This window comes from Rhodanobacter sp. UC4437_H4, from assembly GCF_052978425.1.
In genome coordinates this window covers 1652817-1679588 of record NZ_CM129673.1, presented here as the reverse complement: position 1 = coordinate 1679588, position 26772 = coordinate 1652817, and the positions used below count along the sequence as shown (strand labels likewise).

At 63.8% G+C, this 26772-nt stretch carries 18 protein-coding genes; 11 read left to right on the top strand and 7 right to left on the bottom strand.

Going from position 1 to position 26772, the window contains the following annotated elements; all coding sequences use genetic code 11:
* Positions 1-318: 318 nt before the first annotated feature.
* Positions 319-2841 carry a TonB-dependent receptor gene (locus ACVCL3_RS07855; protein WP_447107250.1) on the bottom strand — a complete coding sequence of 841 codons (2523 nt, stop codon included), beginning with the start codon at positions 2839-2841 and terminating at the stop codon, positions 319-321.
* 77 nt (positions 2842-2918) lie between these two features.
* Positions 2919-4937 carry a tetratricopeptide repeat-containing sulfotransferase family protein gene (locus ACVCL3_RS07850; protein WP_447100927.1) on the bottom strand — a complete coding sequence of 673 codons (2019 nt, stop codon included), beginning with the start codon at positions 4935-4937 and terminating at the stop codon, positions 2919-2921.
* A gap of 289 nt (positions 4938-5226) precedes the next feature.
* Here ACVCL3_RS07850 and ACVCL3_RS07845 point away from each other — a divergent pair, with 289 nt between their 5' ends.
* Genes ACVCL3_RS07845 through ACVCL3_RS07835 form a run of 3 tightly spaced genes read left to right on the top strand, consistent with a single transcriptional unit; the run spans position 5227 to position 9716 of the window.
* Positions 5227-6297, top strand: coding sequence for an aromatic ring-hydroxylating oxygenase subunit alpha (locus ACVCL3_RS07845; protein WP_395116493.1), 1071 nt, complete (start codon positions 5227-5229; stop codon positions 6295-6297).
* Positions 6298-6340: 43 nt separating this feature from the next.
* Positions 6341-7651: an APC family permease gene (locus ACVCL3_RS07840; protein WP_447107249.1), complete on the top strand. Its 1311-nt coding sequence runs from the start codon at positions 6341-6343 to the stop codon at positions 7649-7651.
* Between the two features lie 4 nt (positions 7652-7655).
* Positions 7656-9716 carry an oxidoreductase gene (locus ACVCL3_RS07835; protein ID WP_447100925.1) on the top strand — a complete coding sequence of 687 codons (2061 nt, stop codon included), beginning with the start codon at positions 7656-7658 and terminating at the stop codon, positions 9714-9716.
* An 84-nt stretch (positions 9717-9800) separates the two neighbouring features.
* Here the strand turns inward: ACVCL3_RS07835 and ACVCL3_RS07830 are convergent, their stop codons facing one another.
* From ACVCL3_RS07830 to rfbB, 5 genes are all read right to left on the bottom strand, one after another.
* Entirely contained in the window at positions 9801-11213 is a 1413-nt protein-coding gene (locus ACVCL3_RS07830; RefSeq protein WP_447100924.1) for a mannose-1-phosphate guanylyltransferase/mannose-6-phosphate isomerase, read from the bottom strand.
* A gap of 248 nt (positions 11214-11461) precedes the next feature.
* A complete protein-coding gene (gene rfbD, locus ACVCL3_RS07825; protein WP_447100923.1) occupies positions 11462-12412 on the bottom strand; it encodes a dTDP-4-dehydrorhamnose reductase in 951 nt (316 codons plus the stop codon).
* Positions 12409-12966: a dTDP-4-dehydrorhamnose 3,5-epimerase gene (rfbC, locus tag ACVCL3_RS07820; RefSeq protein WP_447100922.1), complete on the bottom strand. Its 558-nt coding sequence runs from the start codon at positions 12964-12966 to the stop codon at positions 12409-12411. Before rfbC ends, rfbD begins: the two co-directional genes overlap by 4 nt.
* Complete coding sequence (rfbA, locus tag ACVCL3_RS07815) at positions 12963-13853, bottom strand: glucose-1-phosphate thymidylyltransferase RfbA (protein ID WP_447100921.1); 891 nt, start codon at positions 13851-13853, stop codon at positions 12963-12965. The genes rfbC and rfbA overlap by 4 nt, the downstream gene beginning before the upstream one ends.
* A complete protein-coding gene (gene rfbB / locus ACVCL3_RS07810) occupies positions 13850-14899 on the bottom strand; it encodes a dTDP-glucose 4,6-dehydratase (RefSeq protein ID WP_447100920.1) in 1050 nt (349 codons plus the stop codon). Before rfbB ends, rfbA begins: the two co-directional genes overlap by 4 nt.
* Before the next feature lie 179 nt (positions 14900-15078).
* Between rfbB and ACVCL3_RS07805 the strand changes: the two genes are divergently transcribed.
* The 8 genes from ACVCL3_RS07805 to ACVCL3_RS07770 all read left to right on the top strand — a co-directional run bounded on the left by ACVCL3_RS07805 (position 15079) and on the right by ACVCL3_RS07770 (position 26456).
* Positions 15079-16245 (top strand): cystathionine gamma-synthase, encoded by a 1167-nt coding sequence (locus ACVCL3_RS07805; RefSeq protein ID WP_447100919.1) that lies wholly within the window; start codon positions 15079-15081, stop codon positions 16243-16245.
* Positions 16238-17092 carry an ABC transporter permease gene (locus ACVCL3_RS07800; protein ID WP_447100918.1) on the top strand — a complete coding sequence of 285 codons (855 nt, stop codon included), beginning with the start codon at positions 16238-16240 and terminating at the stop codon, positions 17090-17092. Before ACVCL3_RS07805 ends, ACVCL3_RS07800 begins: the two co-directional genes overlap by 8 nt.
* The gene (locus ACVCL3_RS07795; RefSeq protein WP_447100917.1) at positions 17082-18410 is read left to right on the top strand and encodes an ABC transporter ATP-binding protein; all 1329 of its coding nucleotides are present in this window, start codon (positions 17082-17084) and stop codon (positions 18408-18410) included. The genes ACVCL3_RS07800 and ACVCL3_RS07795 overlap by 11 nt, the downstream gene beginning before the upstream one ends.
* Entirely contained in the window at positions 18410-20686 is a 2277-nt protein-coding gene (locus tag ACVCL3_RS07790; RefSeq protein ID WP_447100916.1) for a GT99 family glycosyltransferase N-terminal domain-containing protein, read from the top strand. Before ACVCL3_RS07795 ends, ACVCL3_RS07790 begins: the two co-directional genes overlap by 1 nt.
* A 13-nt stretch (positions 20687-20699) precedes the next feature.
* On the top strand, positions 20700-21446 hold the full coding sequence (locus ACVCL3_RS07785; protein WP_447100915.1) for a glycosyltransferase: 747 nt from the start codon (positions 20700-20702) through the stop codon (positions 21444-21446).
* A gap of 3 nt (positions 21447-21449) precedes the next feature.
* The gene (locus tag ACVCL3_RS07780) at positions 21450-22973 is read left to right on the top strand and encodes a glycosyltransferase family 4 protein (RefSeq protein WP_447100914.1); all 1524 of its coding nucleotides are present in this window, start codon (positions 21450-21452) and stop codon (positions 22971-22973) included.
* A 289-nt stretch (positions 22974-23262) separates the two neighbouring features.
* Positions 23263-25413, top strand: coding sequence for a glycosyltransferase (locus tag ACVCL3_RS07775; RefSeq protein WP_447100913.1), 2151 nt, complete (start codon positions 23263-23265; stop codon positions 25411-25413).
* On the top strand, positions 25410-26456 hold the full coding sequence (locus ACVCL3_RS07770) for a hypothetical protein (RefSeq protein WP_447100912.1): 1047 nt from the start codon (positions 25410-25412) through the stop codon (positions 26454-26456). The genes ACVCL3_RS07775 and ACVCL3_RS07770 overlap by 4 nt, the downstream gene beginning before the upstream one ends.
* The last annotated feature ends 316 nt before the right edge of the window (positions 26457-26772 follow it).

The following is a 26772-nucleotide window of genomic DNA, read 5'->3' as shown; positions in this document are numbered from 1 at the left end:
CGCGCTCGCGGATCGACGGATTCGACGCTGCGTCACATCAGGCGCGCCCGATGGCGCAAGCAGGGCGCCGCCGGTGCGCGGCCGGTCACGCGCCATCGCCGCACCGACACGGCCGGTGCCCGGCATGAGCGGGGCACCGGTGTGTCGCGGATGGCTTGCGGAAGGCCTGGGCCACCGGCTTCTTGCTCGTCATTCCTGTGAAGGCAGGAATCCAGTGCCTTGACGCCGCATGGCTCGGATGCACTGGATCCCGGCTTGACCGGCCCTTCGGCCGTTGAAAAGCGCCTCGCCGGGATGACGAGCAAGATCAGGGCGTCCTCAGAAGTCCTGCTTGAAGCGGATGCCGATGGTGCGCGGCAGGCTGTAGCCGGTGTAGACCTGACCGTTCGGGTACTGCGCCACCACGCCGTGCGCGCCGCAGACGTCGACGCCGCACTCGGTGTACTTGTATTGCGCGGCGCGCTTGTCGAAGGCGTTGTTGATGTAGACGTCGGCCGACCAGCTGCCTTTCTGCACGCCGGCGGACAGGTCCAGCGTGTTGTACGCGGGCAGGTCGCCGAGCAGCGCGCGTTCGCTCAGGCGAAGGTCGGTCGTGCGCTTGCCGACGTGGACCAGCGCCGCCTGCACGAACGCATCGCTGTCACCGAGGGTGAAGCTGTAGTGCGCGATCAGGTTGCCCTTGAACTTCGGCGTGATCGGCAGCTGGGTGCCCTTGGGTGCCAGTGGCCCGGACACCACGCTGCCGTCCTGCGGATTGAGCGAGCCGGGCGGGCAGTCGGTGATCGGGCGTCCGCTGGCGTCGGTGAAGCCGCAATAGTTGGCGGTGAGTCGCGCGCGGTACAGCGCCCAGCCGGCGGTCAGCTGCAGGTTGTAGGTGGCCTGCCAGTTCAGTTGCGACTCGAGGCCTTCGATGCGCGCGGAGTTGGCGTTCTTGATTTCGGTGAGGCCGTTCGCGCCCAGGATCGGGAACTGGAAATCGTTCCAGGTTTCGCGGAACACCGCACCGTTGAAGGACACCCGGTTGTCCAGCCACGAGGTCTTCCAGCCCAGCTCCTGGTTGATCAGGAAATCGGCATGGTACGGCAGCAGGGTGCCGCGCCGGTTGACGCCGCCGGGGCGGAAGCCTTCCGAGCGGGTGGCGTAGATCATCTTGGTGTCGCTGATGTTCCAGGTCAGGTTGAACTTGGTGAGGTTGCCGCTCTCCTTCACCCGCTTGTCGAAGTCCAGGCACGGCGCGCCCATGAACGGCTCGGGCGACACGCAGGCGGCCTCGCCCTGGCTGGAGGAGAAGCCCGCGCCGTAGCCGAAGTAGCCGTACAGCTGGTTGCTGGTGCGGTAGTAGCGCTCGCCCACGGTGCCGGTGAGCACGTCGGGGATGAAATCCCACGACAGTTCGCCGAACAGCGCCTCGTCGCGGTCGTAACGCATCTGCCGGGTCAGCCAGATGGTGTCGCTCCAGCCGGTGACGGAGATCGCGTCGGCCAGGCCGTCGACCTGGTAGTTCTGCAGGATGTCGTGCTTCTGCTTCTGCCAGAAGGCGCCGGCGACCAGGCGCAGGCGATCGTCCGCCGGCGAGACCAGGCGCAGCTCGTGGCTGCTGTTGGTGTAGCCGTCGCGGTCGCTGATGTGCTGCGAAGGATTGACCAGCGCGCCGTTGTTGTCATAGAAGGACGCGCCGGAGCCGTACAGCGCGTCGTACCAGAAGCCGTAGTCGCTGTAGTCGGTCTGTTCCTCCTGGTTGCGCTTGAGGTGCGCGTAGGCATAGGTCAGGTCGAAGTTGCCGATCTTGCCCTGCACGGTCAGCGCACCCTGCCACCAGCGGTCGTTGACGCGCTCGGGGTAGAAGTGCGTGACCGCCAGGTCGCCCACCGCCGGGTCGCTGGCGAAGTTGCCGTGCGAGATGGTCTGCTGCCCCATCAGCATCGGCGTGATCGACCAGTTGTCGTCGAGGTCGACCTTCAGCGCGGCGCGCGCGCCGGTGATGTTGGCGTCGTTGTAATTGTCCTTGGCATGGCCGACGCACTGGAACGCCGACGAGGGCGAGGTTCCGCTCGCCGTGCAGTCGGGCGCGTTGCTGATGGTGATGCCCGAGGTGGGGAAGGTGCGCGAGCCGGCCTTGTTGTCGATGTAGCCGGCGTCGTGCTCGCGCCAGCCGACCAGGCGGATCGCGGCCTTCGAGTTGATCGGCAGGTTGAGCATGCCCTCGGCCGTGTAGCCGATGCCGCCGTGCGCGAGCGTGTCCACGCCCAGGCTGTAGCTGGCCGCGTAACCGCTGGGGTCGGGCTTGTTGGTGATGATGCGCAAGGCGCCGGCCTCGGCGCTGGCGCCGTACAGCGTGCCCTGCGGGCCGGCCAGCACCTCGATGCGGGCGATGTCGTACATGTGGATGTCGAGCGGACCCTGGATCGTCGTCACCGGCTGGTCGTCGAGGTACACGCCCACGCTCGGCTGCGAGCCGGAGTGGTTGGTATTGCCGCCGCTGGTCACGCCGCGCATGTAGATCGAGACGAAACCGGGGCCGGTGGCGATGCCGCCGCCGCCCTGCTGGAACGTCACGCTGGGCAGGTACTTCACGTAGTCGTCGAAGCTCTTCACGTGCAGCGCTTCGAGCTGGTCGGTGGCCAGCACGTCCATGCTGATCGGCACCTTCTGCAGGTTCTCCGTGCGCTTCTGCGCGGTCACCGTGACCACGCCGAGCGTGGTGGTTTTCTGTTTTGCCGATGACGTGGTGTCGGGCGGCGTGGACTGCCCGGTGTCCTGCGCCACGGCGGGTGCCGCCATGGCGAGGCAGATGGCGGCTGCCAGCGGCAACCGGATCAACGTCGCCCGCCGGGCGTTCATGACCTGTCTGGACCTGCTTGTGTGCATGCGATCTCCCCTTGTCCGGTGAACGGCAAACCAACCAAACCCCCAACCTTTCAGATGAACCCTGGCACCTCGGGATAGCTGTGCAGCACCGGCCCGAGGGCGCGTTCCAGCGGTCCCAACCACGGCGCAAACCGGCGCCAGTGGTCCACGCCTTCGCGATAGATCGGTCGGCGCACCTGCTCCGAACTGGCGGTGTGCACCGGCCGCGGGTTCTCGAAGAAGCGCAGGCACGCGTCCTCGAACGGCAGGCCGCAATAATCGAGCAGGCGGCGAACCTCGCCCTCGGTGTCCGCCACCATGCGCTCGTAGAACACGCGGTGGATGCGCCCGGGCAGCACCGTGTCGAAGTGCGCCATCAGGCGGACATAGTCGCGGTAGTAGCGCCCGACATCCTCGAGGTCGTAGCTGAAACTCTGCCCGCGCGCGAAGTGCTGCTTGAACGCCGAGAAGCAGCACGCCTGCGGATGCCGGCGCGCGTCGATGATCTTTGCATTCGGCAGCATGAGGTGGATCAGGCCGACGTGCATGAAGTTGTTCGGCATCTTGTCGATGAACAGCGGTGCCGCGGTCTTGCGCTGGATGCGGGTGTGCGCGAGGTAGTGCTCGCCGAGCGCGCGCAGCGCGTCGGCGTCGAGCGCGGCCAGCGCATCGTGGTAGGGCGTCGCGCTGTCGCCCTCGCCCTGCCGGCGCAGGCTGCGGGAGATCGAGGCGACTTCGGGCAGCTCCATCGTGCCTTCGACCTGGCTGTGGCTGGACAGGATCTGCTCGATCAGGGTGGAGCCGGCGCGCGGCAGCCCGACCACGAAGATCGGATCGCGCGCCGGGCAACCCATGCCCGCGCGCGTGGCAAAGAACTCGCCGGTGTAGTGCGCGCAGGCGCGGGTCACCCGTGCGCTGGTCTCGTCCGCGCTGTAGTGCAGTTGCGCGCGGCGGATCGCGTTGCCGCGGGCGTAGTGGGCGAACGACTCCGCGCAGGCGTCGGCGTCCTCGCGCGCCTTGCCCATGGCGAACTCCAGGTGCAGGCGGTCCTCGTCCGACAGGTCGCTGCGCGCCAGCTGGTCGCTCATCGTGGCGAGGTCGGCCGCGCTGAAGCGGAAGGTCTTGAGGTTGGCCAGGCTCCACCAGACTTCGCCGAAGGAGGGCAGGCGTTCCACGCTGTGCCGGTAGGCGGCGATCGCGCGGTCGCCGAAGCCGGCGGTCTTCAGCGCGTGGCCGTAGCTCATCCACAGGCGCGGGTTGTCGGGGTAGCGCTGCACCAGGTCGGCGTAGATCGCGATGGCCGGCTCGTAATCGCCGATGCGGCACAACACCACCGCCTTGAGGTTGCGGTAGGCCGGGTGCTGCGGGTCGTTCGCCAGCAGGTGTTCGATCTGCGCCAGTGCCTGCTCGGGCTGGTTGCTGCGATGCAGGACCATGGCGTAGTGCTGACGTGCGGCGTCGAAACCGGGGGCCAGTTCGAGGCAGCGTGCGAGCAGGTTCAGCGCATCCTCGTTGCGGCCCACGCGGGCGGCGACTTCGGCGAACATGCGGATCGCCGCGACGTCGGTGGGCGCCTGTTTGAGATGCTCGCGCAGCAGCGCCTCGGCCTGCGGGATGCGGCCTTCGGCGAGCGCCACAGCGGCGCCCATCAGGCGCGGGTCGTGGGTGGAATGCAGCACGTGCCGGGCGTAGGCGGCGTCGGCCGCGTCCTGCTCGCCGGCTGCCATCAGGTGGTCGCCGAGTTCGCGCCAGGCTTGCGGCAGGTCGGGTTTCAGGGCGACCGCGCGGCGCAGCGCGGCGATCGCCTCCTCGCCGCGGCCGAGCCGGCCCAGCACCACGCCCAGGTCGAGCTGCAGCGCCGCCCATGTCGGTTGCGACGGCGCCAGCGGAAGCAGGATGTCGAGCGCGGCCTGGGCATCGCCCTGGCGCAAGTGCGCGGCTGCCAGCAGTTGCAGCGCCAACGGATGCGCGCCGGCCACTTGCAGGATCTCCTCCAACTGCTCCACTGCCAGCGCGGGGTCGCGTTGCAGCAGCCGCTCCGCGTGCGCCAGCGCCTGTTCCAGCGTGCCGCTGGCCGACGCCGCGATCATGCGTCGCCTCGTCGCGGCGACGAAAACGGCCCACGCGGTGCGATGGGGCGAAGTGGCGACAGCAGTACGGCGCCTGGCATGGACGGCAGCGGCTTCTCGCAGGTTTCACCGCAATCTACAACCGAATCCGGCCGGTAGATAGGGGTGCCGGATCGTACCGGCCGGCCGGGCGTCAGTGCGGTTGCCGCCGGTTCGGCACAAGCGCTAGGCTCAGCGGGGCGCCCCTGCCGGGACGGGCGGGCGGCGCCGGCCGGGTTGTTTGCGGCCATCCAACCGGGGACAGCAATCCATGCACACCGACACCGTCGCTGAACCGCTCGACCGCGCGCACGCCTTGCCCGCGCGCTACTACGCGGGGGAGGCGATGCTGGCGATGGAGCAGCGCGCGGTGTTCGCGCGCAGCTGGCAACTGGTCGCGCAGCAGGGGCAGCTGGCCGGGCCCGGTGACCACGCGGTCGAACAGGTCGCCGGCGTGCCGTTGCTGCTGGTGCGCGGCGAGGACGGCGTGCTGCGTGCCTTCCCCAATGTCTGCCGCCACCGCGCCGGTCCGCTGGCGCTGTGCGACGGCAAGGGCGCGCGGGCGCTGCACTGCAAGTACCACGGCTGGACCTACACCCTCGACGGCCAGCTGCGCAGCGCGCCGGAAATGCAGGGCGCCGCCGATTTCCGCGTGGAGGACATCCGCCTGCCGCCGTACCGCGTGCACGAGTGGCAGGGGCTGGTGTTCGTCGCGCTGGACGAGGAGGTGCCGCCGTTCGAGCAGGTCTATGGCGGCATCGCCGAGCGCATCGCGCCGATCGACCTGGCGGCGATGCGCTACCTGCGCCGCGACACCTACGACATCGACTGCAACTGGAAGGTCTATGTCGACAACTTCCTCGAGGGTTACCACCTGCCGCACGTGCATCCGGGCCTGTCGAAGGTGCTGGACTATCGCGCCTACGACACCGAGCTGTTCGCGTGGCACTCGCTGCAGTCCTCGCCATTGCGCAACAGCACCGACATCTACGGCGACGGCGAGGCGTTCTATTACTTCGTCTACCCCAACGTGATGCTCAACATCATGCCCGGCCGGCTGCAGACCAACCGCATCCTGCCGCTGGGTCCGGATCGCTGCCGCATCGTGTTCGACTACTACTACGCGCAGGACGCCGCGGCGCAGGCGCGCATGGAGGCCGACCGCAGCTTCAGCGACGAGGTGCAGAACGAGGACATCGGCATCTGCGAAGCGGTGCAGCGCGGGCTGGCTTCCGGCGCCTACCGTCCGGGCCGGCTCAACCCGAAGCGCGAGAGCGGCGTGTGGCATTTCCAGAACCTGTTGCGCGCGGCATACGCGGGACCGGCCGGCGAGTCGGCATGAGCGCGCCGGCCGTGGCGGTGGCGGGATGGAGCAGCTAGCCGCCATGCACGATCGCCAGCGGATCGGCTTCTGGACCTGTACCGCGCTGGTGGTCGGCAACGTGATCGGCATGGGCATCTTCCTGCTGCCGTCCTCGCTGGCGCCGTACGGGTTCAACGCGCTGATCGGCTGGGGCATCACCCTGCTCGGTTGTCTCACCCTGGCGCGGGTGTTCGCGCACCTTTCCGCGGCGCTGCCGGGCGCGGACGGTCCCTACGGCTACGTGCGCGAGACGCTCGGGGACCTGCCAGCCTACATGGCGATGTGGGCCTACTGGGTTTCGCTGTGGCTGACCAATGCCGCGCTGGCCACCGGCGTGGTCGGCTACCTCACCGTGGTGGTGCCCGGCCTCGCGGAGGTGCCGTCGATGGCGTTCGCACTGGCGCTGGTGTGGCTGTTCGTGCTGGTCAACCTGCTCGGCGTGCGCACCGGCGGCGTGGTGCAGATCGTCACCACGGCGCTGAAATTGCTGCCGATGCTGGCGATCGCCGCGCTCGGCGGCTGGGTGCTGCTCAGCTCGCCGGGCAGCTACGTGGCGCATCCGCCGACCACGCCGGTGAGCTTCGGCGGCGTGATGGCGGCCTCCACCATCGCGCTGTTCGCGATGCTCGGCATCGAATCGGCCAGCATTCCGGCCGAGCGCGTCGACGACCCCGGTCGCACGATTCCGCGCGCGACGATGGCCGGCGCGGTGGTGGTCGCGGCAATCTACCTGGTGGTCTGCGCGGTGCCGCTGCTGCTGATCCGGCAGGACGTGCTGGCCAGCGCCGGCGCGCCGTTCGCGTTGTTGATGGAACAGTTCGGCGCGGCCGGCTCCGGCCGCTGGCTGGCACTGTTCGTGGTGGTCAGCGGGCTCGGTGCGCTGAACGGATGGACCCTGCTGGCCGGCCAGCTGACCCGCACCATGGCTGCCAACGGCGTGCTGCCGTCGCTGCTCATGCGCGGCAACCGGCACGGTGCACCGACGACCGCGCTGGTGGTCACCGGCGTGCTTGCCTCCGTGATGGTGTGGATGAGCTACAGCAGTTCGCTGGTGGCCGCGTTCACCTTCATCACGCTGCTGGTGACCGCAGCGAACCTGCCGCTGTACCTGGCCTGCGCGCTGGCGCTCGCGGTGTTGTGGCGGCGTGGTGCCGCGCCGTGCCGCGGGCGTGGCGTGCTGCTGGTCGCCCTGATCGCCACGCTGTACGTGGTCTATGCCTTCATCGGCATCGGCGGGGCGCCGTTCGTCTACGCCCTTGGCCTGATCGCGGCCGGGTTGCCCCTGTATTTTTTCATGCGACGTCGTGGCGCGACCGCGGCGACCAAGGCCTGAACCCATGCGCGACCCGCGTTACGACCCCCTGTTCACCCCGCTCAAGATCGGTCCGGTGACCGCGAAGAACCGCTTCTTCCAGGTGCCGCATTGCAACGGCATGGGCCACGCGATGCCGCTGGCGCATGCGGCGATGCGCGAGGTGAAGGCCGAGGGCGGCTGGGCGGTGGTCTCCACCGAGGAGTGCGAGATCCACCCCAGCGGCGATCTCACCCCGTACGTCGAGGCGCGGCTGTGGGACGACCGCGACATCCCCGCGCTGGCGCTGATGTGCGACAAGGTGCATGCGCACGGCGCGCTGGCCGCGCTGGAACTCACCCACAACGGACCCACCGCCTCCAACCTCTATTCGCGCGAGGTGCTGATCGCGCCGTCGCACCAGCCGACCAAGTACGGCTACCCGCACCAGGCGCGGGCGATGACGCAACACGACATCCGCGAGTACCGCCGCTGGCATCGCGAGGCGGCGATTCGTGGCCGGCGCGCGGGCATGGACATCATCTACGTCTATGCCGCGCACGACCTGTCACTGGCCATGCACTTCCTGCAGCGCCGGCGCAACCAGCGCAGCGACGCATACGGTGGCTCGCTGGAGAACCGCGTACGGCTGCTGCGCGAAGTGCTGGTGGATACGAAGGAAGCGGTCGGCGACACCTGCGCCGTGGCGCTGCGCTTCGCCACCGAGGAACTGCTGGGGCCGGGCGGCGTCGAACTGGCCGAGGCGAAGGAGATCGTCGCCATGCTGGCCGAGCTGCCCGACCTGTGGGACGTGAACCTTGCCGCCTGGTACAACGACTCGGTGCCCTCGCGCTTTGCCGCGGAGGGCGCGCAGGAGCCGTTCATCGACTTCGTGAAGCAAACCACCAGCAAGCCGGTGGTGGGCGTGGGCCGCTTCACCTCCCCCGACACCATGGTGTCGCAACTCAAGCGCGGCGTGCTGGACCTGATCGGCTGCGCGCGCCCGTCGATCGCCGACCCGTTCCTGCCGCGCAAGATCGAGGAAGGTCGCGTCGACGATATCCGCGAATGCATCGGCTGCAACATCTGCGTCTCCGGCGACATGACCATCTCGCCGATCCGCTGCACGCAGAATCCGACCATGGGTGAGGAGTGGCGCAAGGACTGGCACCCGGAACGCATCGCGCCGAAACGCTCGGCGGCGCGCGTGCTGGTGGTCGGCGCCGGCCCTGCCGGGCTGGAAGCGGCGCGTGCGTTGGGCCAGCGCGGCTACGAGGTGAGCCTGGCCGAGGCGCGCAAGGAACTCGGCGGCCGCGTCACCCGCGAATCGCGCATGCCGGGCCTGGCCGAATGGGCGCGCGTGCGCGACTGGCGCGTCGGCCAGATCCGCAAGCTGGCGAATGTGGCCGTCTATCTCGATTCCGCACTCACGGCGCAAGACGTGCTCGACTTCGGCGCCGACCACGTGGTGCTGGCCACCGGCTGCCACTGGCGCCGCGACGGCTACGGCCGCAGCCACGGCGCGGTCATCGACGGCTTCCCCGACAACCCGCGCGTGTTCACGCCCGACGACCTGATGGACGGCCGTCTGCCCGAGGGCCGTGTGGTGGTGTTCGACGACGACGGTTTCTACTACGCGGGCATCGCCGCCGAAACCTTGCGCCTGCGCGGTTGCGAGGTGACGTATCTGACGCCGGAAGACAGCGTCGCGCCGTGGAGCCAGCACACGCTGGACTACCGGCATATCCGCAAACGGATGGCCAAACTCGGCATCGAGGCGATCGTGTCGCACGACATCGTCGGCTACGCCGGCTGCACGCTCAGCGTCGAAAACGTGTGGGACCACCAGTGCCGCGACCTGGCCTGCGACGCCATCGTCACCGTGACCGCCCGCCTGCCGGACGATGCGCTGTACCAGCAACTGCGGGAACGCGAAGCGGAATGGCCCACCGCCGGGTTGCACTCGCTGCGCTGCATCGGCGACGCCGAGGCCCCCGGCCTGATCGCCCATGCGGTCTACGCCGGCCACCGCTACGCGCGCGAACTGGAAGAACCTGTTGCCGCCGGCGTCCCGTTCAAGCGGCACTTCCACGTCGCAGAGACATAGGGGCGCACTTTGTGCGCGTTGCCTTTGCGCACGTGACGAGGAGCATCGCGCACAAGGCGCGATCCTGCAGAGTCCTGGGTGCCCTCACGCCCGGCCGTAGACGTCGTCGTAGCGCACGATGTCGTCTTCGCCGAGATAACTGCCGGATTGCACCTCGATCAGTTCCAGCGTCACCTTGCCCGGATTGCGCAGACGGTGCTTGCTGCCCAGCGGAATGTAGGTGCTCTGGTTTTCGCCGAGCAGGAACACCTTGTCGTCGCAGGTGACCTCGGCAGTGCCGGAGACCACGATCCAGTGTTCGGCGCGATGGTGGTGCTTCTGCAGGCTCAGCGAGGCGCCGGGCTTGACCTGGATGCGCTTGACCTGGAAGCGTTCGCCCGCCTCCAGCGAGTCGTAATTGCCCCACGGGCGATGCACCACGCGATGCAGCGAATGCTCGCTGCGGCCGGCGGCCTTGAGCTGTTCGACGATCTTCTTCACGTCCTGTGCGGCGTCACGGTGCGCCACCAGGGTGGCGTCCGGCGTGGTCACCACGATCAGGTCGTCGACACCGACGGTGGCAAGCAAGTGGCGATCGTGCGAGCGGAGCAGCGAGTTGCGCGTGTCCACGGTCAGCGTGTCGCCCTCGCGCAGGTTGCCCGCGGCGTCCTTGTCGCCGGTGAGCCACAGCGCCGACCACGAGCCGATGTCGCTCCATCCGCAGCTGACCGGTACCACCGCGGCGCGCGCGGTCTTTTCCATCACCGCGTAGTCGATCGAATTGTCCGGCACCTGTGCGAACGCGTCGCGATCGATGCGCACGAAGTCGAGATCGGCCGTGGCCTTGGCATGTGCTGCGCGCACGGCCTCCAGCATCGCCGGCGCGTGTGCGGCCAGCTCCTCCAGATAGCGTGACGCCCTGAACAGGAACATGCCCGAGTTCCAGTCGTAGCCGCCGTCGGCGAGGTAGGACTCGGCCTTGGCGAGACTGGGCTTTTCGACGAACTGCCCGACGCGGAAACCATGCCCGTCGATCGCCTCGGCACGGCGGATGTAGCCGAAGCCGGTCTCCGGGCGATCCGGGCGGATGCCGAACGTGGCCAGCCAGCCGTCCTTCGCCAATGGCATTGCCTGCGCCACCGCAGCGGTGAATGCGGCGGTGTCGCCGATCAGGTGATCGGCCGGCAGCACCAGCAGCAATGCGTCGGGATCGTGCTGCAGTGCCTGCAGCGCGCCCAGCGCGATCGCCGGCGCGGTGTTCCGTGCCAGCGGTTCCAGCATGATCGTGGCGCCTTCGATGCCTGCTTCCAGCAACTGGTCGGCGGCGAGAAAGCGGTGATCCTCGCTGGCCACCACGATCGGCGCGGCCACCTCCGGCAGCGCGCGGGTGCGCGCGACGGTCTGCTGGAACAACGTGCCCTTGCCGGCCAGTTCGAGGAACTGCTTGGGCAGGTTCTTCCGCGATACCGGCCACAACCGGGTGCCGCTGCCGCCGCTGAGGATCAGGGGAATCAACATGAGTTCGACGTTCCTGGCCGGATGTTACGTGTAGGAGCGCACCCTGTGCGCGATGTATCTTCATCACGTCACGAAAAGCGTCGCGCACAGGATGCGCTCCTACGCAGGGAGAGCTGTGCGGATTGCTCATTATGCCGCAACGTTCCCGCCGCGTAGGGCGGACACTGCCCGCCGGCAGGCCTTCGCGGGCCTGCGCGAAAGCGGCGGACAATGTCCGCCCTACGCGACAACGCGCGACAGCAATCGGATTACGGCGACCGGGGACCGTCGAACTTGCTGCCGAGCTGATCCATCACCCGGAGCATGCCGTCGCGCCAGTCTGGCAGCGGCGAGGCAAACCGCCGCTGAAAATCGGTGTTGTCCAGCAACGACCACGCCGGACGCACCGCCGGCGTCGGGTAGTCGGTGGTGGCGATCGCCACTACGCGCGGCGGATTTGGAAGCAGCCCGCGTACTCGCGCTGCGTCGAAGATTGCACTGGCGAAACCGTGCCATGTCGTCGCGCCGCTGGCGACCAGATGATGCGTGCCGATGAGCGATTCACGTGCCGCGCGATCCGACGTCATCCAGCGATCCAGCGCGGCGAGCGTGCCGTCGACGATCAGCCCGGTATCGGTCGGTGCGCCGTGCTGGTCGGCAACCACGCGCAGCTCGTCGCGCTCGGCTCCGAGGCGCAGCATGGTGCGCAGGAAATTGTGCCCGTGCGCCGCGTAGACCCACGCGGTGCGGAAGATGAAATGGTCGGCACCGCTTTCCTGCAACGCCCGTTCGCCCGCCAGCTTGCTGCGGCCGTAGGCGCCGAGCGGGCCGGCGGGCGCGTCGACGGCGTAGGGTTGCGACTGGTGGCCGTCGAACACGTAGTCGGTGGAGTAGTGGATCACCAGCGCACCATGCGCTGCCGCCCAGCTGCCGAGCACGCCGACCGCCTCGCCGTTGACGCGAGTGGCCAGCGCTTCTTCCTGTTCGGCACGATCCACCGCGGTATAGGCCGCGGCGTTGACGATGACGTCAGGGCGCAGGCGGTCGAGCACGGCGGGGAGCGATGCGGGGTCCGACAGGTCGGCGATCTTGCCGAGGCCGCCGGTCGTCAACACGCCATCACGGCATGCCGCGGCCAGCTCGCCGCGCGCGGCCAAACCGCCTTGATCGAGGAACGTACGGCCCAACTGGCCGTTGGCGCCGAGCAGCAGAATCTTCATGACACGTAGACCGGCAACCGCTCCGGCGGCACATCGGCAAGCAGCGGCGTCTTGCCGTCCTTGTCCGACAGCAAGGGCGCGCTGACCGGCCAGTCGATGGCCAGCGCCGCATCGTTCCAACGGATGCCGGCGTCGGCCTTCGGGTCGTACAGCGCGGTGCACTGATAGGTGAATGTGGCGAAGTCGGAGACCACGCAGAAGCCGTGCGCGAAACCTTCCGGTATCCAGAAGTGGCGGTGGTTGTCGGCGGTGAGCATCACGCCGACCGATTGTCCGAACGTGGGCGAGCCGCGGCGGATGTCCACCGCCACGTCGTAGACCTCGCCCTCGAGCACACTGACCAGCTTGGCTTGCGGGTTTGGCCATTGGTAGTGCAGGCCGCGCAATACGCCGCGTGCCGAGCGCGATACGTTGGATTGCACGAAATCGACGTCGATGCCGGCGTCTGCCCAGCGGGCCTTGTTGTAGCTCTCGTAGAAGAAGCCGCGGGCGTCGCCGAATACCTGGGGTTCCAGGATCAGTGCGCCGGGCAAGGCCGTCTCGATCACTTTCATCGTATGGACGCTTGCCGAGTCAATTGCTGCAGGTACTGTCCGTAGCCGGTCTTGGCCAGCGGCGCGGCCAGCGCCAGCAACTGCTCGGCATTGATCCAGCCGTTAAGGTAGGCGATTTCCTCTGGACAGCACACCTTGAGGCCCTGCCGGTTCTCGATCGTCTCGATGTAGTTGCCCGCCTCCATCAGCGACTCATGCGTGCCGGTGTCCAGCCAGGCGAAGCCGCGGCCCAGCTGCTCCAGGTGCAGCGAGCCGTCCTCGAGGTAGCAGCGGTTGAGATCGGTGATCTCCAGTTCGCCGCGCGGTGAGGGTTTCAGCGCGGCGGCGTAGTCGCACACCCGCGCGTCGTAGAAGTACAGGCCGGTCACCGCGTAATGCGATTTCGGCTGGGCAGGCTTCTCTTCCAGGCCCACGACCTTGCCGGTGGTGTCGAACTCGGCCACGCCATAGCGCTCGGGGTCTTTAACCCAGTAACCGAACACCGTGGCGCCGTGCTCGCGCGCGGCGGCACGCTTCAGGCGCTCGGTGAAGCCGTGGCCGTAGAAGATGTTGTCGCCCAGCACCAGGCAGCTCGGCTTGCCGTCGATGAAGTCGCGGCCGATGGTGAACGCCTGCGCCAAGCCGTCCGGCGAGGGCTGCACCGCGTAGCGGATGTCCAGTCCCCACTGTGAACCGTCACCGAGCAGGCGCTGGAACATCTCCTGCTCGTGCGGCGTATTGATGATCAACACCTCGCGGATGCCGGCCAGCATCAACGTGGCCAGCGGGTAGTAGATCATCGGCTTGTCGTACACCGGCAGCAGTTGCTTGCTCACGGCGCGGGTGATCGGGTGCAGCCGGGTGCCGGAGCCGCCGGCGAGGATGATGCCTTTCTGCGAGTTGCTCATGAGCCGAGACGCTCCATCCGGTAGCTGCCGTCGAGCACGCGCTGTACCCATGGCTGATGCGAGAGATACCAGTCGACCGTTTGCGCGATGCCGCTTTCGAAGGTCTGCGACGGTTTCCAGCCCAGTTCGCCCTGCAACTTGCTGGAGTCGATCGCGTAACGGCGGTCGTGGCCGGGACGGTCCTTGACGTAGGTGATCAGCGACTCGCGCGCGCGACCGTCGGCCAGTGGCCGGCGCGCATCGAGCAGGGCGCAGATCGTCTTCACCACGGCGATGTTTTCGCGCTCGGCATTGCCGCCCACGTTGTAGGTTTCGCCTACCCGGCCCGCCTCAAGCACGCGCCGGATCGCGCTGCAGTGGTCCCCCACGAACAGCCAGTCGCGGATGTTCCTGCCGTCGCCGTAGACCGGCAGGGGCTCGCCGGCCAGCGCCTTCTGGATCACCAGCGGGATGAGCTTCTCCGGGAACTGGTACGGCCCGTAGTTGTTCGAGCAGTTGGTGGTCAGCACCGGCAGCCCGTAGGTGTGGTGGAACGCGCGTACCAGGTGGTCTGAGGCAGCCTTCGAGGCGGAGTACGGCGAGTTCGGCGCGTACGGCGTGGTTTCGGTGAACTTGCCCTCGGCGCCCAGCGAGCCGTACACCTCGTCGGTGGATACGTGCAGGACGCGAAACGCCTCGCGCGCCGCGCCTTCGAGCGAGCGCCAGTAGTCGCGTGCGCACTCGAGCAAGCCCAGCGTGCCGACCACATTGGTCTGCACGAATTCGGCGGGGCCGTCGATGGAACGGTCCACGTGCGACTCGGCGGCAAAATTGATGATCGCGTCGGGCCGGTGTTCGACCAGCAGCCTGGCCACCAGCGCGCGGTCGCCGATGTCGCCGTGCACGAACAGGTGGCGGTCATTGCCCTGCAGCGAGGCCAGCGTATCCGGGTTGCCGGCGTAGGTGAGCTTGTCCAGATTGACCACGCGCAAGCCGTCGGCCACCGCCTGCAGCACGAAATTCGCACCGATGAAACCGGCGCCTCCGGTGACGAGCAGGGTTTTCATGAATCACGCATTCCCTTGGTGAGGAAGCGTCTATTGTGTCATGGCGACCGTGCCCGCCGACATGCCGCGCGGCGGCAGGCCGGCCAACGTTAAGGCAAAGCGCGGCCGCGCAGGTACAATACGCGATCCCTCACGCGGCACCGGCCTTCGCCGGCGCTGCCCTGCCTGCGATGCCTGCCATGCCCAAGATGACGCCTGTTACCCCCCACGGACTCGGAACACGCGCGATCCACGCTGGCCAGCATCCCGATCCCAGCACCGGCGCCATCATGACGCCGATCTACGCCACTTCCACCTACGTGCAGGAAAGCCCGGGCAAGCACAAGGGCTACGAATACTCGCGCACGCAGAACCCCACGCGCATGGCCTACGAGCGTTGCGTGGCGGATCTGGAAGGCGGCGTGGCCGGTTTCGCCTTCGCCTCCGGCCTGGCGGCGGCGGCAACCGTGCTGGATCTGCTCGACTCCGGCAGCCACGTGATCGCGATGGACGACCTCTACGGCGGCACCTATCGCCTGTTCGAGCGGGTGCGCCGGCGTTCGGCCGGGCTGGATTTCAGCTTCGTCGACCTGAACGACACGGCCGCGCTGAAAGCGGCGCTCAAGCCCAACACCCGCATGATCTGGGCCGAAACCCCGACCAATCCAATGCTGAAGCTGGTCGACCTGGCCAAGGTCGCCGCGTTCGCAAAGAAGCACGGCCTGATCCTGGTGGTGGACAACACCTTCTGCTCGCCGATGGTGCAGCGGCCGCTGGAATACGGCGCCGACCTGGTGCTGCATTCGGCCACCAAGTACATCAACGGCCACTCCGACATGGTTGGCGGCATTGTCGTGGCCGGCAGCAAGGAACTGGCCACCCAGATGGCCTTCCTGCAGAACTCGGTCGGCGCAGTGGCTGGCCCGTTCGATGCCTTCCTCGCCATGCGCGGCCTGAAGACGCTGCACCTGCGCATGCGCGAGCACTGCGCCAGCGCACTGGAACTTGCCACCTGGCTGCAGAAGCACCCGGCGATTGAGCGGGTGATCTACCCCGGCCTGAAAAGCCATCCGCAGCACGCGCTGGCCAAGCGCCAGATGCATGGCTTTGGCGGCATCGTCACGATCGAGGTGAAGGGCGGCCTGAAGAAGGCACGGCGCATGCTGGAGCGCTGCGAGCTGTTCGCGCTGGCCGAGTCGCTCGGCGGCGTCGAGAGCCTGATCGAGCACCCCGCCATCATGACCCACGCCTCGGTGCCAGTGGCCATCCGGCGACGACTGGGAATTAGTGATGGATTGGTGCGGCTCTCTGTCGGCGTCGAAGACATCGAAGACCTGAAAGCTGAATTGGAGCAAGCACTTGCCTGATCTTTCTCAAATTCCGCCACCAAGTCGTCGATCAAGCTGGTCATTGCCGATGCCTTGGCAGATATTCAGGCCGTTGCGGCATCATCGCTATTTGCTTCAGCAACTCGTGCAGAAGGAAATATACGGCAGGTACCGTCGATCAAGATTCGGCCTCCTGTGGATACTGGGGCAACCCCTGTTGTTGCTGCTTGGCTACACGTTGGTATTTGGCGTGTTCCTGAAGGCTCGTTGGGGCGGTGCCGGCAACAGTAGCGAGTTCGCACTGGTGCTTTTCTCGGGTTTGATCTTCTACAACTTCTTCGCTGAGGTGATTTCCCGATCCACCGGGTTGATAAATGGCAACATCTCATTTGTAAAGAAAATGGTATTCCCTTTGGAAACATTGAATTGGTCGGTGGCGTTGGCAGGCGCCGTCCATGCTGGTTTCAGCATGCTGGTCTGGATTGTCTTCAGCTTGATCATCCATGGTTCCGTCCCGCTGACCACACTGTGGGTTCCGGTAATCTTCGTGCCTGTGTTTCTGTTTTCATTAGGTTGCGGCTGGTTACTGGCCGGTTACAGCGTGTTTCATCCAGATACCGAACACATTGTGCCTGTGTTGCTGCTATTGCTTATGTTTCTGTCTCCACTTTTCTATTCCGTTGAAACGCTGCCGGCGAAATTCCACATCGTGATGGATCTCAATCCGCTTACCTATGTGTTCGAGCAGGCGCGCAGGGTGATGATTGCCGGAAAGGCGCCGGAATTTCGCGTAATGGGTATAGGGACGCTTGTTTCCATTGGCGTCGCCTGGTTGGGGTTGATTTCGTTCATGGGTAACCGGGAGAAGTTTGCCGATGCCATCTGACGCCATCATCTCCGTCAAGGGATTGAGCAAACGCTACTATTTTTCACATACCCACCAATGGTCGTTGTTGGGGCGAAGTGCTCCTCCGGCACGACAGGAAACGGGCTACCAGGCGCTGCACGACATAAACTTCGAAGTGCGCGCCGGCGAGTCAGTAGGGGTGATTGGGCGTAATGGCGCTGGCAAGAGCACGCTGCTACAGATTCTTACTGGAACGCTTCAGCCCACCGACGGGAAAGTCAGGGTTCAAGGGCGCGTGTCGGCGCTTCTCGAGCTTGGTGCCGGTTTCAATCCTGACTTCACGGGGCGCGAGAACGTGTTCTTGACGGGTGCGGTTCTGGGCATGTCGCGTGTAGAAGTCCAGCGCAAGTTCAAGACCATCGTCGACTTTGCTGACATCGGCGAATTCATTGACCATCCGGTAAGGACGTACTCGAGCGGCATGTTGGTACGGCTTGCGTTTGCTCTGCAGGTACACGTCGACCCGGACATTCTCATTGTAGACGAGGCGCTGAGCGTCGGGGACATCTTTTTTCAGCAGAAGTGCATCAACAAGATTCGCGAAATCCTCAGCAGGGGTGTGACCCTGTTTTTCGTTTCTCACGGATTGAATTCAGTCAAGAGTCTGTGTGGTCGCGCGATCTATCTTGATCATGGTCGGATGATCGCAGACGGGCCAGCGGACGAAGTTTGCGATCAGTACCAGAATTCTCTGACCAGCTACTCGCGGCGCGACTGGGAGCAGGCGGTGGCGGTAGCACGCATGGAAGGAGGCGACCATCCCATCGAACTACAGCGGATCGGAGAGGAAAACTCGCTTGCTGACCATGACTTCGAATCGCGCCTGTCGCAACGGTCCGGGTCCGGCGAAGTTCGCTTCGTCGGCATGCGTGTGTTTGACCACCAGGACCAGGCGATCTTGTCCTTGGAGCAAGGTGGCCCGGTTCGAATTCGCGCAGAATTGCATGCCTTTGAAGATATTCCCGAGGGCGCGACGATTGGCATCCTGTTGCGTGACGCCAATGGCATTGACTTGATTGCCTTCAACTCGAATTTCTATCGGCAGCGACTGCCGGCGCTACGCGCGGATGGTCGCTATATCTGGGAGATCGACGTGGACCTGCCGCTTGCACGCGGCTATTACTCCTTGCACACCGGTATCAAGCCCGATGCAGCCAGTGGCTATTTCTATGATCGCTGCTTCAATGCCGCAGTGCTGGAGATCCGCGGGAATCCCGTTACATGGGGTGACTACGGCGGCCGCCTGATTCATTCTCCCTCCACGACACGGATGTTGGAACTCGGACTGGTCGACTGATGTTCGTCTCATTTCTACTTCCGAAAATCGATCGTGGCGCTGGCCCGCTATATCACTGGGTGATGTTGGCGCAGATGTCCCGTTTCCGGCCAGACGAAATCGTTTTCCTTGGTGACGAACAGTACTTCGACGAATCGGTTGTCCCCTTTGGTGAGACGCTGCAGATCAGTGGCTTTCGTTTTCGTTGCCCAGACAAGGAGGAGTTTGCCAGCTATCAGAAAGTAAGCCTTGATTCCGCGCGTCTGGACAGTCTTTACGACCATGATCGCAGCCATCTTGACGTTTTTCGCGAGGTGCTGTGCGAACCACAGCAGGTCCTGATTGAGTGCATTGAGGATGGCTTGTCCAAACTTCGCGGGGGCGCAGGTGGCGAGGTGGAGGCATTTCTGAGTTGGTGCAATTGCCCTTCGCTTGGTCGCGTGGCCGAAGCGCGAGGTGTGCCCGTGATCCACAATGAGCTGGGTCCTTTGCGCCTTCCGTTGTATCACAACACTGCATACTTTGATTTCGAAGGGGTCAATGGCAATACCAGTGCGTCTCGTTGGGTCGATAGTCATTGGCTGAGCGAGCAGATGCGCGGTGCCGAATTGCTGGAGCCTGATGCGCTGCGAGGCCTGCTTGTGCGAGATGTGCCGCGTGCACAGGACTTTATTGGTTCTTCCGAACGTTTTCGGATCGGCGTGGCGCTGCAGGTCCAGGATGACTCCAATTGCATTGCGTTCAATCAGGGTTGGAATGAACTGCGTCTGATCTACGACGCCATAACCAGGTGTCCACCGGACCAAGTCCTGATTCGTCCGCATCCGCATGCACGCTTTGTGTATCACGGCGGACTCGGCGTTACTGACAGCTCGAGTGACTCTCTGGAGTTTCTCGGCAAAATCGACCGATTGCTGGCGATAAATTCGAGCGTGCTGGCCGAGGCGGCGCTCTGGGGCGTTCCGTTTGAGGCAAAAGGTGACAGTCCGGTAGTCCGCCTGGGGCAGGGTGGGCCAGATGGCGAATTGATCGCCCCAGCCGATCGTACCTTGTGGATGAACGCTTTCTTCCTGGCCTACCTTGTTCCCGCCGAAGCGCTGTTTGATCGGGACTATTATCGGTGGCGACTCGCGGCGCCGAGGACCCTTGGCGAGTGCCATCAACGCCATTTGCAATATCTTGACGCGTCAAAGCGGGTGCAATTGCCCGCACTCGCTGCATCGATGGATGTGGATGAATCGCGGCACAGCCCGGTACGCATGCCCGCTGCCTGGACTCAGCAAGCCAGTTTGGACGCTCGTGCGACCCGTGCGGAGCTTGAGCTTTCCCGGTTGCATGAAGAGATCAGGCAGGCTGGTAGTCGATATGAGCAGCTTGAAAAAGGCTATGTGGAACGAGGGGACCGGTGCGTCGAATTGGAGACGCGCTGTGGGGCATTGGAACTGGACCATCGCGCACTGCAGGACGAGCTTGCCGCTCTGAAAGACCACAACAGGCAGCTGGAGGAGGACCATCGTGCGTTCGTAGATGCCAATGGTGATCGTCAAGATCGCTGCCTGGAGTTGGAGAAAGAATGCAGGGATCTGCAGCAGCGGAATTCCGACCTTCAAGGTGAGCAAGCTGAATTGAAGGAGCGCAATGGAGAACTGGAGGAAAAGCTCGCTGCATTGGCCAAGACTCACGCCGAGCTCCACATTCGGTGTTCGCAGCTGGATGAGCAGTGCAAGGGTCTGCGCGCAACACACGGCGACCTCCAGCGTGAACATGCAGGCGTTGTGGCGCGTCATGAGCAACTGAAACGCGAATATGGATCGCTGGAAGCGGGCCATGCCGATTTGGATCGTTGCTACACGGACCTGAAAGGTCAGCACGGGGAGCTGCAGAAGTCGCAGATCGAACTGCAGGGTAGCTATGCGTTGCTGGAAAATCGCCTGGCTGCGGAGCGGTCCTGGCGGAGTGAGGCCGAGCGCATCTGGGATGAGCACGAATGGATGCGGAACCGGGTTGGTGATCTGGAACGATCAATGGGCCAGAGCCAGGGTCAGCTGGAGGCGGTCAATCGCGAACGGGACAACCTCGTCAATGAGTTGAACAAGCTGAGGCAATCGCGTGACGAGTTGATTCAACACTGCGCCGTGACAGACCAGCGTCGGCGAGAGATGGAGGCGGAATTGGCGGAGATCGAAGGAAAGTATGCCGGTGTGGAAATCCAGCTGTCCAAGCTCAAGGAACAACTTCACAACATGCCGTTGTCGCTTCGAGATCGCCTGCGTGGACGGTTGAGCCACTTGTTCTGAAGGAGAGCTGCCAATGATTGGCGCCGCAGCAAGTTCAACACAATCAGACGTGTGTGCGGTGATCACATTTCACCAGGAAGGCGTGCTTGCCCACCAGACCTTGCTATCGATCGAGCGTTGCCGGCGGTATGCCGAGCGTTCTGGTATATCGGTAGAGTTCGTGATTACCCTGGATACGGCTGATGCCGAGACGGTGCGTGTTGTAACCAGTCATCCGGCCCTGCGTGCGTGCGACGAGATTCATCACGTGAGCTATGGAGATCTTTCAACGTGTCGCAATCATGCAATTGCGCATTCCCGCAGCCGTTACGTGGGCACTTTCGACGGAGATGACTATTTTTCCGAAAATTGGATCAAGCATTGCGTGCGAATGCTTCGGGCCGGCGGTGAGAACAACATACTCCACCCGGAAATAATCGTTGCGTTTGGAGCATGGAATGCGTTTTGGCGGCAGATTGATCAAACCAGCGAGTTCTTTCGTCCGGGAGCACTGCTCACTTCAAACTACTGGAATGCTTGCGCTTTCGCGGCACGACGGGTATTTGAAACGTGTCCCTACCATGTGTCCCGGGTTGGTGAGGCGGGCTTTGGTTTCGAAGACTGGCATTGGAATTGTGAAACCATCGCGCATGGCTTCGTTCATCGTCTGGCGTCCGGGACGGTGCGATTCGAACGCCGCAAACGCGGTGGGTCATTGAACGTGGCGCATCAGCAGGCCAGTGCTGTTATTCGGCCATCTGCATTTTTTGACCAGCTGTAAGCCATGTATCGTCAGTTCCGCGCTGCATACCATTTTGTCGACAAGCTGCTGTTGTCGCGCATGTCTGTGCGTCGGCAACTGGCTCTCAAAGGGCGCGTGCTGAAGTGGGCTCGCGCCATGTTCCCGGCGCGGAGTCTGGTGCAGCACCCCGGGCAGTTGATTGAACGCCATGGAACGGACGGAATGGGGCCGTCCTGGCGATCGCCGGCGTTGCCAGCCTGGGTAAAGAAAGAGATGTTGGCACTTGCTGATATCGACCCTTCGCTGCATCCCGATGGGCCGCTCTTGGGTCATGTCTCGTTCTATTCGGCAGCCTGGTGCTATGACGAGCCAGGGCAGATATACACCGAGCTCAGGAATGCGATTCAGAGCGCTGTCGACATCGTGATTGCGGTGCCTTGGCTCAAGACGGGCGGCGCGGACCTGGGTGCGCTCCACGTGGCCAATACGCTGGCGGACGATCTGGGGCAACGGGTGCTTGTGCTTGCGACGGAAGACGCCACTTCACCATGGGCCGGCCGTCTTTCGCCAAGAGTTCAGTTCTTGTCCATGGGTGGCAGGCTGAACGGGATTGATGCCGGACATCAGATAGATGTCCTTGTTCGCCTGCTCCTGCAGCTGAGGCCTTCGGTATTTCATGTGATGAACTCCCGACTCGCATGGGATGCCGTGGCTCGCAACGGGTTGGCGCTGCGCCAGCAGATGAAACTCTACGCGTCTTTGTACTGCGATGATTTTGATGAGAGCGGCATGCCGGTAGGCTATGCACGCGCCTACTTGCCACGGTGTCACTCAATGCTGGAGGCCGTCGTCACCGACAACCAGAGGACCTGGCGCACCTGGGTCGCCGAGATGGCTGTGCCTGAGTCCTTGTTCAGGGTGCTGCCGTATCCGGCGCCCCATTCCGTGCACGAGGGCGGCATCGCCGGTTCTGCGCAAGGCAAGGCTCTTTTGTGGGCTGGTCGTCTTGACAGGCAGAAACGTCCCGACGTGCTGGCGCGCATTGCCCAGGCACTACCGAGCTACCGATTTGATGTTTACGGCGCAAGTGTCTGGCAGCCCGCTGACATAGCGGATTTGCACAACCTGCCAAACGTTTGTCTGCACGGACATTACGAGTGCTTCGATGACCTCGTCAGGCCCGATCACGTGGCGTTTATCTACACCAGCGAGTGGGACGGCATGCCCAACATTCTCATGGAGGCTGCTGCCGCCGGCTTGCCTGTCATAGCGCCTAATGTAGGTGGCATTCCGGATTTCATTGATGAATCAGCGCTGGTAGAGTCTTGCGAAGATGCGGCAGGATACGTAGCTGCCATCCAGCGTTTCGTCGCGAACCCATCGCTGCGCGCGTCAGCTGTCGCAGCGATGCGCGAGAACATCACCAGGACACGACGCAGAGAAGCCTTTGTCGCCAGATTGTCTGAGCTGATGGACCTCGCGACCAAAGCGGACGAAAATGGCGATGGGCCGACCACTGATGGGGGCGTGGCAGGAACTGAAGGAGATGTGCCCGTGAGCGGCTAGTGTCGCTGAACGCGTGAAATGCATGGGGAAATTGCCGAGTGCATGCGTTCAGCGGAAACGTGAAGATCGGCGGTGGTCGCGCACGTCGTGCGCGTTTTCGTTGAACACGAGTCCCGCGCCCGCAGCGAACATGCGAGCGTGATGGCGTTCAATGACGCCGTCGAGCTACTTGGACGTCATTGCCCATACATGTGGATGAAGTCGCTGTGAGCGTCCAGTGATTGGCAGGCCAAATGTTGGCAGGCATCGGGAAGCTGACGTTGTTAAGGATCAGAATGGATGAATTACGATGGATGGAATAGAAATGGGCCCAATAGATGTCACTGTAGTTCTCAATATGCATCGAGAGGCGCTTCTGCTTGCGCCGACCCTGCACTCGCTGCAGCGGTGCGCTGAGACGGCCCGATTGCGCGGCATCAGTGTGGAACTTGTGGCAGTTTTCGACCGCGCGGATGACGCCACTCGCGAGGTGTTTCATTCTGTCGAGCTTCCGGCCTTCTGTCGCGTCGAGGTGGTGGAGGTTTCCGTAGGTTCCCTCGGCCTTGCCAGAAATGCAGGTATAGCTTGTGCCCGTGGCGAGTTCGTCTGGACGTCGGATGGTGACGATCTGGTGTCGCCCAACTGCATTGTGGCGTTGCTGGATACGGCGCGGTCGCATGCGCATGGCAAGGTGGCGGTTTTCCTGGAATATCTGTGTGCGTTCGGCGACAACTACTTCAACTGTCGCTACGTAGGTTCCGAATACCTGACTGCTGCGGATTTTGCGTATCAACACCCATACGTGTCGCGAATCTTCGTAAACCGTGCGGTCTTCGAGTTGATTGGCTACGACGATCTGCCCGTGACATCGGGATTCGCCTACGAAGACTGGTACATGAATTGTGAGTTGCGCGCCATGGGGTATGACATGGCAGTTGCTCCGGGCACGGCATTCTTCTACCGGCAACGTGCGGGGAGCCTGTTGCGTCAGGCGGATGCAGCTTCGGCACGGTTGATTCCGCCCAGCCGCCTGTTCGACGTGCCGCACTTTCTGGCCGATATGCGGGCAAGTCGTGAAAGGGCCGGGGATTGGCACAAGTTCATGGACCGCCGTCAACAAGTCTTCGACAGCGACAATACCAGGAGCTTCTTCCAGTCCAGGGTCCTGATTGAATATCTCCGGGAGGCAGCTTCCCTGGAACCGGAAATAGAGCCAGCGAGGGTGGAGTCGGCGCACAGCTATTGTCCGTTGCCGTGGAATCGCAAGCATTGGGGCATGCAGCTGGAGAGTTTCTACCGAATGCTGGGCAGCGAACAATTTACCGATATTGTGCTGTTGCCGTGGCTGAAGCCGGGCGGAGCGGAAAAGTACATCCTGCATATCCTGGATGAAATTGCAGAGCAACAGCCAGACGCAAAGATGTTGGTGATCGCAGGCGAGTCCACCAACGGTCATGAGTGGGCGACAAAGCTCCCCTTGTCTGCCGTTTTCGTTGACGTCTACAATGCTTTTCCGCTGCTTGACGATTCTTGCCGCGATGCGATGGTGATGAGGGCCATGCTTGCCGTGTCGGTGGAGGGGGCCCGGCTGCATATCAAGTCGTCGGTGTTCGGGCACCGCCTGTTCGATGCGTATGCCTCCGTGCTTGCGGGCAGGTTCAGGCCCATCTACTACCGTTTTTGCGACGACATCACGCAGTGGCGAGGCAGGTCTTTCCGCGGTCCGTGGGGTATCAAGGTCATGCGTCGACACCTTCCGAGTTATTGGAAAGTGGTGAGCGACTGTGTTGCCACCGTGCGGGCTGATGAGCTGGTTCTGGGGACGCTGCAATCCAAGTACGAAACGGTCTATACACGCTGTGAAACGACTTCTTCGCCCAAGGAACCGACTGGGCCGCGGCGTCGATTGCTCTGGGCATCGCGTATCTGTCCGCAAAAGTGCCCGGAGCTGCTTCCGTCCATTGCCCGGCTCCTGAAGGAGCGAGGCCTGGACGTCGCCATTGATGCATACGGCAGTCCGGACGCGGGTATTGATCCCGAGGCCGTATTTCAGACTGAGTCGTCCGGCATCAAGTACCGCGGAAGTTTTGCCGGGTTCCATGAGCTTCCCGTCGGGTCGTACGATGCATTTCTGTACACCAGCGGTTACGACGGCCTCCCCAACATCCTGCTCGAAGCCTTGGCTGCGGGCTTGCCGGTTATCGCCCCGAATGTCGGAGGCATTGGAGAAGCCGTCAAGACCGACGTCACCGGCTGGTTGATCGAAGGAGGCGACGAGCACTGTCTTGTGCATGGATATGCCCGCGCAGTGAGCGAGCTCTATGAAAACCGGGAGGCGGCTGCACTGATGTCGGCCAACGGTCGCCGGCTTGTCGACACCCAGCATGGAGCAGCAGCCTTTTCGGCACGTGTGGCCGAAGTCTTTGCTCTGTGCAAGGCCGGGGCAAGGGAGCTCGCTTGAACTCCATGCAAGTCTATCTGTACGCAGACGACACGAGCGCCGAACTGCTTGCGGCGGCACGTCCGAAAGCACTGGTGATGGGCGGAGATTTCGACCATGGACAGCTCGATGAGACCGGTCCGCGTGTCGGCCCGGTTTCAGGGGGCAAGGCAATGAGTGCGCCCGCGACCGTCGCATTGTGTGCAGTGGACGTGGCTTCCATGAGGAGGGAAGTACCGGCGCTCCGCCTGAAACAAAATGCTGACGCTCTGGTCTTTGCCACCAAGTCTCCGATACCCCCGGATCTGAGCCGGGAACTGGGACTGTGTTTGGTTGGTGACTTGGGGCGACTCTCGCGCATAAGCGTTCACGGAAACGGGTGTCTCGACACGGTCTTTGGTGATTTCATCGTGACGCTCGTCGCCAGACGGTGGCAGCTTGATGAGGCGTGCAACGGCACAGTCGGGGAAGTTGACTTGCGCCGTCACGCCTCCGACGAGCGGGCCTCCACGACAGGTAAACATGCGGATCAGGATGGCAGGGGAGGCGTTCAGTCCTCCTTCGCCACGTTGGGTCCGTTGGCACAAGTGCGCGCGTTGTCCCTGCGACTGCAAGCTTGCAATGACCGACTGAGCATCGTCGGTCAGGACGCTCGTTATTTCCGCGGTCAGTTGGCCCGAGTCGACGCAGATCTGCAAGCAGCCTTGTCTCGTGAGCGGGACTTGTCCGAACGCCTACAGGCCCATAGTGAACAACTTACTGTCGTGGGCAATGACGCACGCTACTTTCGTGACGAATGCTTGCGGGCACAAGCGGCACTGCTGGACCTCTCGGCGCGGGAAAATGAACTTGCCACGCGCATGCAGGACGTGTTGCGCAGCCGCTCCTGGCGCTGGACGCGGTTGTTCAGAGGCGTTGCCCGTTTCGTCAAGACCGGTCGTTTCAATTCGGCGGGAACGGTGGGACTCTTCGGCGCCGCGCAGACAATAGGACGCAAAGTACCCATGCCACAGTCATGGCGTTCGCTTCTCGGGCGGCTGCTCGCAAAATTCCGGCGACGTTGAGGCATGTCGGGATAGAACAGTCATGGCTGGCCATCACGACCGACCGTCACGTTCGCGCCGCCGCTGCGATGCTAACGGTACTGGGCCGGTATCCTATGGCCCTGTCCCCAAGTTTTGGCCGACATAAGCTCGCCAGCATTTGGCTAGGTCAATGCCGGTGAGTGAGCCAACAAGTGGTGGAGTCGAGCGGGTCGTGCGTGGCGCACACCTGCGGCGCCGCGACTACAGACGCGGAGGTGCGAGCGAGTCGACTGATCAGCGGCGATCGAGACGATCTTTGACATATCGAATACGCTGAACCACCGTTCTGCGCACT